The organism is Planctomicrobium stercoris, from assembly GCF_051465655.1.
Lineage (GTDB): Bacteria > Planctomycetota > Planctomycetia > Planctomycetales > Planctomycetaceae > Planctomicrobium.
The window spans coordinates 5,455,972-5,469,625 of the sequence record NZ_CP195791.1 but is presented as its reverse complement, the minus strand read 5'-3'; the positions used below and the strand labels follow the sequence as shown (position 1 = coordinate 5,469,625).

The 13,654-nt window shown below is 57.5% G+C and carries 10 protein-coding genes; 4 read left to right on the top strand and 6 right to left on the bottom strand.

Translation table 11 applies throughout. The features are described 5' to 3' along the window. Window positions 1-251: 251 nt before the first annotated feature. Complete coding sequence (locus SH661x_RS22225; RefSeq protein WP_437226168.1) at window positions 252-1,820, bottom strand: sodium:proton antiporter; 1,569 nt, start codon at window positions 1,818-1,820, stop codon at window positions 252-254. A gap of 256 nt (window positions 1,821-2,076) precedes the next feature. Between SH661x_RS22225 and SH661x_RS22220 the strand changes: the two genes are divergently transcribed. Further along, on the top strand, window positions 2,077-5,457 hold the full coding sequence (locus SH661x_RS22220) for a PVC-type heme-binding CxxCH protein (protein WP_437226166.1): 3,381 nt from the start codon (window positions 2,077-2,079) through the stop codon (window positions 5,455-5,457). Window positions 5,458-5,571: 114 nt separating this feature from the next. Here the strand turns inward: SH661x_RS22220 and SH661x_RS22215 are convergent, their stop codons facing one another. The 3 genes from SH661x_RS22215 to SH661x_RS22205 form a co-directional block, all read right to left on the bottom strand. Beyond that, window positions 5,572-6,045, bottom strand: a complete 474-nt coding sequence (locus tag SH661x_RS22215) for a SixA phosphatase family protein (RefSeq protein WP_437226164.1) — start codon at window positions 6,043-6,045, stop codon at window positions 5,572-5,574. A 108-nt stretch (window positions 6,046-6,153) separates the two neighbouring features. Then, window positions 6,154-6,576, bottom strand: coding sequence for an ATP-binding protein (locus SH661x_RS22210; RefSeq protein WP_437226162.1), 423 nt, complete (start codon window positions 6,574-6,576; stop codon window positions 6,154-6,156). Between the two features lie 137 nt (window positions 6,577-6,713). Continuing rightward, entirely contained in the window at window positions 6,714-7,070 is a 357-nt protein-coding gene (locus SH661x_RS22205) for an STAS domain-containing protein (RefSeq protein WP_437226160.1), read from the bottom strand. A gap of 249 nt (window positions 7,071-7,319) precedes the next feature. On the opposite strand from SH661x_RS22205, the gene SH661x_RS22200 reads away from it, so the two are divergent. Then, the gene (locus SH661x_RS22200) at window positions 7,320-7,703 is read left to right on the top strand and encodes a hypothetical protein (protein ID WP_437226158.1); all 384 of its coding nucleotides are present in this window, start codon (window positions 7,320-7,322) and stop codon (window positions 7,701-7,703) included. A 97-nt stretch (window positions 7,704-7,800) separates the two neighbouring features. After that, on the top strand, window positions 7,801-8,535 hold the full coding sequence (locus tag SH661x_RS22195) for a hypothetical protein (RefSeq protein WP_437226156.1): 735 nt from the start codon (window positions 7,801-7,803) through the stop codon (window positions 8,533-8,535). A 150-nt stretch (window positions 8,536-8,685) separates the two neighbouring features. Here the strand turns inward: SH661x_RS22195 and SH661x_RS22190 are convergent, their stop codons facing one another. Both SH661x_RS22190 and SH661x_RS22185 read right to left on the bottom strand, forming a co-directional pair. After that, a complete protein-coding gene (locus tag SH661x_RS22190; protein WP_437226154.1) occupies window positions 8,686-11,643 on the bottom strand; it encodes an MMPL family transporter in 2,958 nt (985 codons plus the stop codon). A gap of 163 nt (window positions 11,644-11,806) precedes the next feature. Continuing rightward, window positions 11,807-12,154, bottom strand: coding sequence for a hypothetical protein (locus tag SH661x_RS22185; RefSeq protein WP_437226153.1), 348 nt, complete (start codon window positions 12,152-12,154; stop codon window positions 11,807-11,809). A 329-nt stretch (window positions 12,155-12,483) separates the two neighbouring features. Between SH661x_RS22185 and SH661x_RS22180 the strand changes: the two genes are divergently transcribed. Beyond that, window positions 12,484-13,572 (top strand): hypothetical protein, encoded by a 1,089-nt coding sequence (locus SH661x_RS22180; RefSeq protein WP_437226151.1) that lies wholly within the window; start codon window positions 12,484-12,486, stop codon window positions 13,570-13,572. Window positions 13,573-13,654 lie beyond the last annotated feature (82 nt).

Sequence of the window (13,654 nt, the reverse complement as noted above, 5' to 3'; positions counted from 1 at the left end):
AGAATCACGAGTTCCCGCCATCTGAAAGTTTCAGCGAATTACCAAAGATTTTCAGACAGCTCACCTGGGAGAGTCGGTCACAGGGAAAACAATCGCGAATGGGATGAACAGGAAAGCACGGCAAACACGACGATCCGCCCGCTGTCGCGATGTCAGGCGTTCTCAATGTCACTGCTCGGCGAACTCACCAGCACTGTCCTTTGTGATGCGCCGTATTCGAGTGATTCGCGGTTGAAGATTCCGGTTACGGTTCATTTCACAAACAGCAGTTGCATCGCTAGCAGCAGCGGCAGCAGGATCAGGCAACTGTAGAGCATGTAACCGAAGAAGCTCGGCATTTTAACCCCCGACTTCTCCGCGATACTTTTGACCATGAAGTTCGGACCGTTTCCGATGTAGGTCATGGCCCCCATCATCACCGCTCCCAGGCTGATGGCAGTGAGCACATGCACATCCACTCCCGCCTGGGTTTCACCTGTTGCCGGCATCGCCTGCGCGGTCTTGAAGAAGACCAGGTAGGTCGGGGCATTGTCGAGAACCGCCGAGAGACCGCCGGTCGACCAGAAAAACTTTGCGGGAGTATCCAGTCCCAGGGAGGCTCCGTGCACGTCCAGTATCTGCAGGGCCGGCTGCATGCAGATGAAGATTCCCACAAACAGGGCAGCCACTTCGATGATGGCGGCAAAGTTGAAACGGTTGTCGCGGCGGACGAACTCCGCACCGGCCAGCAGGGAGATGGCGACCAAGGAGAGTTGCACAATCTCCCGCAGCCAAAGCCACGCGTGCCAGTTGGTCCCCGGAACCGGTTTGCTCGGATCAAGCAACGCAACAGCGAGTACCACTCCCAGCAGCAGTGGCAGGTTCGGCATCAGGCCGCTGAACTGCAGCTTGCGAACCTGAGTTTCGTCACGCACGACATCACGAAATGTCTCGCGTGGGTAAGCGTAGAACTGGTCCCAAAGAAAGTAGATCGCCAGCAGAGACAGATTCACAAATGCCCATTCTTTCCACAGAGTCATTGTCCACAGAAAGGAGACTCCCTGCAGGTAGCCCAGGAAAAGCGGAGGATCACCGATCGGCAGAAGACATCCTCCGCAGTTGCAGACGATGAAAATGAAGAACACGACCGTGTGGGCCACGTGTTTGCGTTCGGCGTTTGTCTCAAGCAATGGACGGATCAGCACCATTGCGGCGCCGGTCGTGCCGATGAAGCTGGCGAGTGCTCCTCCGATGAGCATGAAGATTGTGTTCGTCGAGGGATGCGCCGGCAGGTCCCCGGTAATCCGAATCCCGCCGCAGATCGTGTACAGAGCGAACAGCAGGACAATGAACGGGATGTACTCCGCGAGGATCGCATTCTGAAGAACGGTCCAGGGAAGTGACCAGTACGGCGCCGATTCTCCCGGAGCGGAGAGGCCATGCCAGACAAAGTGCCGCTCAATGGGGTGGTTGTGAAAAATCGCGTAATACGCCAGCGTCAGCAGTCCCATCCCGGCTGCCACGAGGAAACGGTTCAGATTGCTCTCCCACCAGTGTTCAGTCTGTTTGATCAGCGGGAGGACCGCGATTCCCAGCAGGAGCAGTGCAAACGGGATCACCGCGACGACGGAAGGGGGAGTCGGCTTTTTGTGGGGCGCGTGCTCGGCAGCCTCTTCACCCGCGGGATGGTCCGCTTCGACAGCATGAGCTCCCCCGGAGATCAGCTGTGTGGCGGCCTGGGGCCAACCCATCGCTGCCGCGACGATGTACAGCAGGATGATCGCTGAGATCGCGACAAGACATCGGCGGGCCGAAACGGGCGAGTACGCGTCGTGAGACATCAAATTCCCATGGAAATCTGGCGTGGCAGGCCGTCATCGAGCAAGTGAGGAATCTGCCGGATCGAAGCTCCTCCCGGGGTCAAGGCAGCATTGCCTGAAACCGGAAAAGGGGATTATCATGCGAACATTAGCAAGTCCCGTCAGGGACGCAAATTCCAATCAGGAATGGAATTGATCCATTCCCGGGAATTGGTCGCATTCGGAGAATGCGGATTGCATCAGACACGAAGCATCAGGGAATCAGGGATCGATTCATATGCTGGATTTCGCAGAGACGCCGCAGCGAGCCGCTCAGGGTTCTCGTCGCTGTTTCAGGGATTTTGCGATCCACTGCATTGTCGCCATTCTGCTCGCAAAAAATCTCGTCCTGGCAGCTGACGCTCCGCTTGCGGTGAAAGTTCCAGAAGGATTTCAGGCGACTCTCTATGCGAATGATGATCTGGCACATGACATCTATTCCATGACCATCGACTCGCTGGGCCGCGTCGTCGTGTCCGGTCCCGGCTATGTCCGGATCCTGATTGATGCCGACCTCGATGGCGTTGCGGAAAGTTACAAGGATTACATCGAGGACCTTCCCCAGGGGGCTCAGGGGATGTTCTTCCTCGGACGCGATCTGATCTGTGCAGCCGGAGAAGGTCTGGTTCGCTATCGCGACCGCAATCAGGACGACCGTGCGGATGGGCCAGCGGATGTCTTCCTGAAGATCAAGACCGGAAATGAACACGACCTGCATGCGATCCGGAAAGGGGCGGATGGCTGGTGGTATGTCGTCGCCGGGAATACCTCGGAGATCAACGAACACTACGCGTCATTGCCGACATCGCCGGTGAAGAAGCCCCATGCTGGAGTCATCCTGCGACTGAAGCCCGATCTGACACAGGGAGAAATCTACGCACATGGAATGCGGAACGCTTACGATTTCGACTTCACTGCATCAGGAGACCTGTTCACCTTCGACAGCGACGGCGAAAAGGTGTTGAGCCTTCCGTGGTACCGACCGACACGCGTCCTTCACCTGTTGGCGGGAGCACATGCAGGCTGGGTCACCAATGATTGGATTCGTCCGGATTATTTCTTCGACATGCCTCCGGTAACCGCTTCCATGGGACGGGGCTCGCCCACGGGCGTCGTCAGTTATCGGCACACGGCGTTCCCCTCCAAATACCATGGGGCCCTGTTCGTCCTGGACTGGACCTATGGGAAAGTTCATGCCCTCCCGTTGGAAAAGAACGGCAGCACCTGGAGTACGGAACCGATCGAATTCATGTCTGCCATCGGGCAGCAGGGATTCGCACCGACTGACGTTGAAGTGGGGCCGCAGGGAGAGCTGTATGTCTGTGTCGGTGGACGTGGGACGCGCGGAGCGATTTATTGCATCCGACCAACGCAGAAGAACCCCGAATCCCGTCCCTGGCCCGGCGGTGCGGGCATTCCCGCAACCGTCTCTGAGAAGCTCGATGTCTGTCTTCGGGCGCCGCAGCCGCTCAGCAGCTGGGCCAGACGTGTCTGGGAGCCGCTGGCCGCCGATCTGACGAGCGAACCGTTCATCAAGGCCTCGCAGGATGAAAGCCGACCAGCCGCAGAGCGCGTGCGGGCGATCGAAATCCTCACAGAGAAATTTCACGGCATCGATCGTGATCTGGCAGCGCAGCTGCATCTAGCGAAAGATCCGTCCATCCGGGCCCGTGCTGCCTGGGCGCTCGGTCGCACGCAGCCTCGCACCCCCAATACCCAGGCACTCTCGCCGTATCTGTCTGATCCCGATCCGCATGTTGTGCGTAACGCCATGGAAGTTCTGATCGGTTCCGACAACACGGCAATCGAAGAACTGATCACCCCACTCGGTCAGCAACTGGCTCATCGCGACCGCTTTGTGCGGCAGACTGCCATGCGTGTTCTTTCCCGCACCAGCGGGACGAATACTCACAAGATGGCACAGATCGGATTCCCACGTGGATGGTCTGCTGCCATTCCCGTCTCGGGAGCATACGCCCTGGCGAGTGAAGGGTTCGCCAGCTACTCCGTCGACATCGGATTGAGCATTCTGCAGGGGAAGTACGAAGACCCGCTGAAGCTGGAAGCGGTCCGAATCCTGCAACTGGGACTGGGGGACCTGACCCCGGCTGCCGGGAAGCTACCACCGGTATATGACGGGTACGCTCCTCGAATGGATCTCTCGTCCTTCGAGACTCAGGTTTCGAAGGTCCGGACAGCACTGGACTCCCTGTATCCGACCGGAATCCGGGATGTCGACTGGGAACTGGAGCGGGTGATCGCCATGGTTCAGCCAACCAGCAGTGAGCTGCTCAGCAAGGTGATCGACAAGATCTCCCCGGAGTCCGATCCGGTTGAAGACATTCATCGTCTCATCGTCGCGTCACGAATTCCTGTCAAGCTGACTCTCATTCAGCGGGTCAACATCGTGGAGGCCCTCATTCGTCTGGAGTCCAAGATGACTGCCGGCAAGTTTCGGCAGGACAGCGACTGGGACGAGCGCATTCTGGAGATGTACGATTCGCTGCTCGCGAACGATCCCGAACTTCCAATCGCTGTTGCCAGTCATCCCGACTTTGGAATGCCCGGTCATGTGCAGCTGATCTCCAAGCTCCCGCGTGGTTACTTCCCGGCAGCGGTCGCTTCGTTCATGAGAAAGATTGCATCCACTCCGGACTATGCCTGGAACTCGGATGTAATTTTCCTTCTGGCAGCTTCTTCGCAACCCGCTGCAATGGAGTTGATCCGTTCAAAGTTCTCCGAGTATTCGTTGCGAAGCGCCGTGCTCACGGTACTGACTTCAGAGCCCGACGAGCGTGACCGACCGTTGTTCCTAGAGGCACTGGAGTCTTCCCCTGTTGATTCGATGTTGATGTGTATTGCAGCGTTGCAGCTGCTCCAGCCGTCTGCTGATCCGATGGAAAATGTTGTGCTCGCGAAGACGCTGCGAAAACTCGGTGATGAAGGGGAAGAGCGGCAGGCGCGCGATCAGCTTGTCGAAGTTCTGAGAATGAATCTGAAACAGGACCATGGCTACATTCTGGGGCGAGATGGAGACCCTCAGCGTGCCGCCATTACCGCCTGGATCAATGCAGTGCAGGCCCAGTTTCCCAAAGAGTTCGCTGCAGCGACCGCAAGTGACGAAGGGAGCCTGCCAGAACTTCACGAACGCCTCTCGAAGATCTCCTGGCAGAGCGGGAATGCGGAACATGGACTGCAGGTCTTTAACACACGCGGATGTGCCCAGTGTCATGGACAGCGTCGCGCACTGGGGCCGGCGCTCGAAGGAGTCGCGGGGAGATTCTCTCGCGAAGACCTGTTCACCGCGATTGCCTTTCCCAGCCGGGACATCTCCCCACGCTATCAGGCAACGCAGGTGGCCACCACCGAAGGTCACGTGCTGACCGGATTGGTTCTGTATGAAACGGTGGACGTGCTGGCACTGCGTGATGCTAACAATCAGACCTACCGGATCGACATTCAGGAGATTGAAGAACGTCGCACACTGACGCAGTCGCTGATGCCGGCAGGCCTGCTCAAGGGGCTCACTGATCAGGACCTGGCCGACTTGTATGCCTATCTGCAGAGTCTGGGAACGACATCCACTGCCTCCGCGCCGCAGAACGGTCGAGTCGATTAGCCCCTGTCTCAGGGGAGTGTGGCGGCGATTCGGGGAGAGTTGTCGTTCGAATGCTGTGTTTATCGCCGCCGGAGCGCCACCCTGTCGTGAGATTCGCTCTGGTCGCGGATACTGCTATGACGTTTCGTCTTGGAGGTCTTTCGGCCGGACCAGTGTGATGAACTGCAAAGATCCGGGGGCAAAGGTTTCAGCTCCGGAAGTCACTTCGAAGTACGCGGCGGCTGCGGTCGGAAAGTGCTCGGCCCGACAGGTCAGTTCGCAGAGTAGCTCTTCCAGGCCGGGGTTGTGACCGACGATCAGCGTGGTTTTGTCGCTCGGCAGTGAAGCAAGCAGTTGTTTCCAGACCGTCACCGGTGCATGGTAAAGAGACGGCTTGACGTCGATGTCGTCGAGTCCGAATTCGTTGGCCACGATCCGGGCTGTCTCCAGCGCTCGTGTCGCTGAGGACGAAATGATCCGAGCTGGAGTGACGTCCCGTTTGCGGAATTCGGCCGCCATTCTCCGGGCAGCTTTCATTCCCCGCTTCTTCAGGATGCGGTCGTGATCATCCAGTTCCGGTTGATCCCACGCGGACTTGGCGTGGCGCATGAGCAGCAAGACGGGAGAACGATGGATGGTGAGTCACTCCGTTCTGTGATTCCGTGGGCAGTCGAGCGATTTGAGGTCGAAGACGCTTACGTCTTCACCCTAAACGGATTACTCAGCTTCAGTCGTGCGATGCTTGAGCATGGTGACGCGGTTGCCGCGTCCGCTGTATTCGACAGAGGTCATGAAGGCCCGCATGAGCATCAGGCCGCGACCGCTGGGCTTTTCGAGATTGTCGTCGTCGGTGGGGTCCGGGACATCTCCGGGGTCAAAGCCTTCCCCTTCGTCCTCAATGTCGATCTCGACCATGGTGGAGTTCACCATGCAGCGGATCCGGACCACTTTATCTGGATCCAGGCCATTACCATGTTTGATGGCGTTGACCAATGCCTCTTCAAGCGCGAGCTTCACACCAAAGAGATCTTTGGTGCCATACTGGCGTTCTTCCAGCAGGTTCAGAATACGTTCCTGCACCTCATGACCACGCGAGGTCTCGCTCGGGATGACGATTTCAAACTGTATGGAATCGGCCATTGAGGATGGCGTGAGTTGAGGCTTCGGGAACGATTCAGGTCGGTTGGGAGTTTCGATCTTCCAGGCCGTATCGCGGATGACTTTTCACACGGGATGGCTTGCATCGGGGATCGACACAAGCAACACCATCCAGCTGATTACAGGCCCGACAACGCGGATTGCTGATCGTCTCGAATATCGAAGAGCTTGTTCAGCCGGGTGATGACAAAGACATCGTAGATGTCTGGGCGGATGCTGCACAACCGCATTTTGCCGCCAGCCCCCTTCACCTTCTTATCCATCGTGATCAACTTGCCCAGTGCAGCACTGGACAGGTATTCGACGTTGGAGAAGTCCAGAACAATCTTTTTTCGACCGTCTTCTTCGACGAGTCCGAACAACTGGTTTCCGATCACCTGGATGTTGTTCTCATCCAGAATCTTCTTGTCGATGAACTTGGCGACGGTGACATCACCAATCTGTTCAATGTCTAGTCGGCGTTGACCTGCGGACATCTGCGATTCCTGTTCATGCAGCGCATGACGAAACTCTGGGGACGGACATGAACGAGTTCAGAGAAAGGGATGACTTCCCATTTGAACGACGGTTGATCATCATGGCTGCGTCCGCTCATGTCAAGCGAACGAGTACGGACATGCGACCCTGATCAGGGTCGAAATTCCTCAGGAAAGCAACGCGGCCTTACGAACGGAATCACCCGTCCAATCATCGCTGCTTTCCCCGTTGCCGATTCGGAGAACCACGTGCCGGCGAAAACTCGAAAAGCTCGCACAGGCTCCCGAACCGACACGTCCGCGCCAATTCCACCTGCGCCACGAACCATTGCCCAGATGCTGAGCGTGGCAGCCACGCTGCTGAATGTCCCGGGATTTCTCATCTATCTTCTGGTGCTGGCGTTCCTGAAGATCTGGAACGTCAGTCTGGCGGGCAATGTCATGGCTCCGCTGCTTCTGGCCTGTATCGGACTCGGCTTGTTTCTGCTCACCTTGACCGGACTGGCAGCCGGACTCTGGGTACGGCTCTGGCACCAGTCTCGCGATCGACTCAATCTGCTCTGCATGTGTCTGAACGGACTGATCCTCATGGGGATGATCGCAATGGTGATTCTCATGCCGCAGTTCGAGTAGAATGCCGGTTCGCAACTTGAATGCGAAGTCACATCGTGCTGACGTCGCTTTGAAACATCACACGTCCACCCGACACAAAACGACAGGAACTGTTTTCATGCGCTGGATCCTCACCCCGCTACTGATCGGCACTCTGGTTACTCCACTCGCTGCGCAGTCGCCGGTTCCCATCGAAAAGATTGCGACGGTCAGTGAAATCGAACAGCTGATTCAGAAGAACGCGGAATCGCTCGGCAAGCTGCTCGAAGACGAAAGCAAGTTTGAAGAACTCAAGGGGAAGGGGATCCGCGAAGACTTCGGAATGCTCGCCCTGCTGGGACAGTCACTCGCTGAATCTCCGGGCAACAAGGATTCGAAAATCAACGGGCCTGCTCTGCGGGATGCTGCTCTGGCTTACGATCGAAAAGGTGATCACGCGGCCGCTAAAGCTGCGTACGGAACCGTCCAGTCTGTTCTAGGGGGAACCGTCACTGGAGAGCACGCGGAACTGCATCCGTGGAACAAGCTGATCAACATGCACCCGATGATGGAAGAGATGAACTCCGGCAACAGCGCCATTCTGAAGGTGGTCAAGAAGCCTCGCGGGAAGGCAGATGAAGTGTTGCCGGCAGTTGCCTGGGGACTGCTCGCAGTCGCCATGAAAGCGGACACGCACGAGGTCAAGAACCCGGACGAACTTCCACAATGGGATGCCTGGTCCGACGACTTTCTGGCGTCATCCTTGAAACTGGCTGAAGCGATCCGCGCCAAGGACGCCGAGGAGGGCCGCAAGTGGTTCGACAAGGCGAACGAAACCTGCGATGCCTGCCACGAGCAGTTCCGCAAAGACTAACGGTCTTAGAATCACGAAAGTTTAGCTGCACACTTCAAGTGTGCAGCTAAACATGATTTCGATCAGAAGTTCACGTGACTTCAACGTGTCGGTCCACGTCTGAGTGGAATTCGAGTTGCCGCTTTGTTTCCTGAGCCGTTCAACCGGCCGTTAGGCTGCGCTGCTGATCGGGTGAGTCGCGATCATCGGGACGACCAGTGCTTCCTCATCCTGATCCTGCTGGTCGGAAGGGGTTTCTTCCTTGGAGCGGCGGCTGAGAGAAAGCCATGTCAGCATCGCCGGCAGCATCACCAGCGAGATGAACAGGCATGTCACCACTCCCAGTGTCAGGACGACACTCAGGGAAACCAGTCCGCGATGTGAAGCAATCATCATGCTTCCAAAACCGATGATTGAAGTGACGGAAGTGAGGGTGACCGAGTTGATAGTGCTGGCCCCCACGCTGTAGCGTCCCTTTTGCGAGCGGTAATCGTGAATCACGAGGACCCCTTCATCCACGCCGATTCCCATGATGAGCGGCAGCACGATCAGGTTGGCTGGATTCAGTTCGATTCCGGCAATCGCCATGATGCCGAAGACCAGCAGCAGGCCCAGCGCCGGAGGAAGCATCGCGACAAACGTATTCCTCACGCTGGAGAGATCGAAGATCCCCGCCACGGTGAACGAGACGGCAACATACAGGCCGAGCAGCCAGACCGGTTTGAGCTCGACCCCGGAGTTTCGGGCGAGCATGAACCAGAGCCCGACTGCGATCAGGGGTGAAATCAGAGAGACCAGCATCGGGCCGAGTTGCAGTCCATCCATCAGCAGCACCAGCAGGATGGCGGCCAACGCGTACAGGGAGGCGACCATATAGCTTTCCTGCATCTGGCCGGCCGCTTCAAAGTTCTGCAGAGGGGTGCCGGTCGCTTCCGGGTCCACTTTACGAACATCTTCCACAAAGTTACGCAGCGGCACCTCGTCCCAGATCTGTGAACTTGGATAGACCCGCACCAGCCATTCTCCAGTCCGTGAGACGAAGCGGGAACGGAGTGCTTCCGGGAAGTCCTGCGGGGAGATCGGTCGGGGATCGGAGATTGAAGCGAGCATCTGAAACTGACGGTGCAGTGACATCAGCAGCCCCTGCTGATAACCGCCGAAGACCTGCATCTGCTGTTCGAGCGACAACTGCTCAATCATGTTCAATACCGAATTGAGCGTGGCAGCGGCCGTCTGTGCTGCCGGTTCCGTTCGAGTCTTTAATGTCTGATAGAGCGATTCCAAACCTTGCCCGAGAGTCAGCGGGTTGAGCTGTGGATACTCACGGGGAAGTTCGGAGAGTCCGCTGAGCCGGGCATGAATGGCCTGGACCAGCAGTCCGGTTTCTGATGCGGGATAAGCCGGCAGATAGGACGCCAGATCTTCCACGCGAGAAACCGTCGGGAGTTCCAGGAACTTTTCCTTGAGCAGGCGCGCGTTTTCCGGTGAATCCGCGATCGAGACCGCGAACAGCAGCGATCCGTTGGACTCATCGAAAATCCGTTCCTGAAGATCAACTGCTTCCAGTCCCTGTGCCTGCAGGTTGAGCAGGTTGTAATCGTATTTGACTTTGGAAGTGATCCAGCCGTCTTTCCATTCGAACGCCTGAAGGCCGACACCGAAGACCAGCAGCAGTGCCAGACAGGTCACCAGTCGGGGGCAGCGATTGATCACCTTCCGGAGCAGGACTCCTTCGAAAGGGCTGGGAACCTGTTTGGTCTTCAGGTTCTTGTCCGAGACGACAATCATTGCGGGAAGAACAGTCAACGTCGCCAGGGCGCACAGCAGAATTCCGCCGCCGGCGATAATTCCTAACTCAGACACGCCCAGAAAGTTGGTAAAGGTCGCACTGAAGAACGAGAGTGACGTGGAGATGGCCGCTGTCACCGATCCCGTTCCCACTTCTTTCACCGTTGTGATCAGTGAATCTTCCAGGCTGTGACCGGCTCGCCGGAGTTCCACATAGTGCGTGAGATAGTGTATCGAGTAGTCGACTCCCAATCCGATCAGAATCGCAGCGAAGGAGACGGAAAGAATGTTCAGGTGACCGACGCTCAGGGTGATGAAGCCCATGGTCCAGGCAAAACCGACTGCCAGCATCAGCATGCTGATGATCGGGTGACGGAAACCCCGGAAGCCGGCCAGCATGATCAGCGCAACGCCGATCGTCGAGATCAGCGACGACGCGGTCATGTCATACTGGGACCGGGCCATCTCTTCTGCTTCCAGAACTGGAATTCCGGTTGCACCAAGACGGACACGCGGAAACTCCAGCCGGGATTCCGCCAGGATCTGGTCCAGTTTCTTCAGCGACTTGGAGTTTCCGGAGAAGTTGTCAGCCCCTACGCGAGGGAGCGCAAGCACGAAACCCATTTTGCCGCTGGGGGTGAGCTGATAGCGGGGTTCGAGGTTCCCAGCCTGAGGAAAGGCACTTTGGGAAACGACTTCGGGCCAGGGCGACGTGAAGTTCTGCGGATTCTGAAGGAAGCCTGCGAGGCTTGAGATCAGCGCTTCGGACTGGGAGATGGCTCCCGCCAGTTCGGGGCCGGCCCCTCGGTCGGAGGTATCCTTGATGTAGTTCGCCAGTCGACGGCAGTACGATTCCAGTCCCGCCCGGCTCCAGTGACCTGCGAGGATCGGACCGTACATCTCCAGCCGTGCATTTGCTTTCTCCAGATCGGCCGGAGTCAGGTACTGCAATGCCCGGGTCTGCAGCGAACTGGGATCAACTTTGTAAAGCACGCGGGAGAAGTAATCGGGCTCGGCTTCGAGCCGCTTGCCGATCCGGTCCATCGCCTGTTTGACATCAGCTTCGGCATCACCTTCAACGACCACGACGACGTCGGAGTCGTCACCGAAGAGTTCTTCAAACCGCAGCCACCGTTGGTGGAACTCGGCATTGGAATCAATCAGGTCGGAACGGTCGGTCTTGAACGTCAGGAATCGAACCGTGATTCCCAGCGAGATGACCGCGAGTGCGATTGAGAATGTCAGTGTCACGCCGGGGCGACTGATCACGGCGCGGGTCAACCAAAGGATCAGCCCGGTCAATGGGCCTTCGTCTTTGGCGGTGTCTGTCGTCCGATCCATGTCCAGTCTCTTCATCCCCATCCTGGGGACTGCTCGCATCCGGCTTCGTTGAAGCGGAATCCTAGTTCAGTTCAAACTTTCGCCTCAAGCCCTTTTCCGGGACGAATTGCCCCAACTACTAATGAATTCACAAGATGAAGAGATTCTTTCCAAACTGGCAGTCTCAGTCTCCCGGATTCGCCGGGAGGAAGCTGCAGCAATCGAAATGCGTCAGCGTGTCCACCAGGAGGTCCGATCGTTCCTGCGCGTTGAAGCCGGCGGAGACACCCAGCACGATGCTGCCCAGCACCACACAGGCAACTTCGACCACCCGCATCGGGAGCTGGAATTCCCGCATGTCGGCGAAGATCTCGCCCGCACTGCAGATCTCACCGAACTTGGTTCCCTGATACAGCAGTTCCATGCCACGCAAATCGGCACTCCAGTCATAGTCGAACGGGCCATATTCCCGCCGACGATGCGTGATCCAGAACTGTGTCTGGTCGAACCGGATGCCGTGTGTGAGTGCCATGACTTCCGAGCATAGGCGAGAGAAGCCGGTTCAGGGAAGTACGGTCTGACGATTCGCAGGACGGGCTGGAAACCCACCGGCAGAAACCGACATCCAGACTGTCGCTCTCAATTTCAGGTCCCAGCGTTCCGTCAGTCGTCAATGAGAGAAGTCAAGAGTCGAGAACCGAGAGCAAATAGACTTGCCGAAATTTATGGTTCTGGACTCTCGACTCTCCGCTCTGGACTCCCCTCCGGACTCCCCCGATTGAAGACAAAACCCCAATCTTCCAGAACCCCACATTGACCCCTTTTTCCCCGGAGGCGTAAACTGGGGTCAGGAGTCTTTCTATGACCGGAGTTCCCATTTCGCCCCCCTCTGCCGGGTCGCTCGAACCGACCGTTTCGCGGCTCAATTGGCTGGTGATTCCCGCCTGGATGGGCTCGCTCCTGTTTCATGGCGTGCTCGGAGTGTCGATTGTTTTCTTTTCGCAACTCTGGGGCCCGCGAGGAGATATGGAAGGGGATGGCGGTGATTCCTTCCGTGAGATCGGCATCCGCATGCTTCCGCCGGGCCCATCAGGAGGGACGGGTGGGACTTCGGACGGAGAGTCAGCGGCCTCCTCGACAGAACCTGTCGCGGCAGCAGCACAACCGCAACCCGAGATGGTTCTTCCAACACAGGAGTTGCCGGTCGCATTGAGTCTTCCTCAGTCGAGTCCGACCGCCAGCATACCGTCAGTGATCGGGCCGGGACTCGCAAACAGCTTGACCACTGTGGATATAGGTGGTTTGGTGAAACCTGCGAAGGCCGGTTCTGGTGCAGTTGGAGCTGGATCGCCCGGAACGGGGGGAGGGACCGGAGGCGGTGATGGAGCTGGCGGTGGAGGAGGAACTTCGTTTCTGGGCGTCAAAGGGGTTGGGAAACGATTCGTCTATGTGATCGACCGTTCCTTCAGCATGGCCAGCGACAATGCCTTGCAGGCAGCCAAGCTGGAATTGCTCGCGAGCCTGCAGCGGCTGAACGAATCCCAGCAGTTTCAGATCATCTTCTACAACAACAAGTTCGTTGTTTTGAACGCTCGCGGAGGCCGTTTTGACGTCTTTCGCGGGACCGACGCCCAGCGATTGATGGTGACGGAGCAGATCCGGGAAATCACGCCGGATGCAGGGACGCGGCACCTCCCCGCCATCCTCGAGGCCCTGAATTTCAAACCGGATGTGATTTTTCTCCTCACGGACGGGTCCGCGGAGTCCGCACTGGATATGAGAGATCTTGAGCAGATCCGCCAGCATAACCGCCAGGGCACACACATTCACTGCATCGAGTTTGGCCGGGGAGAACAGTCGTATCTGGGGGATGCGGGGAACTTTCTCAAAGTCCTGGCCAAGCAGAATGACGGCCAGTACGTGTACCGCAATCTCAAAGCGGGCTTTTGAGATTCCCTCGTTTCGATGTACCCTGCAAAGCTGCAGACGGCCCAAATGGAGTGGGCCGCAGGAAATGAGAGGCATCGCTGCA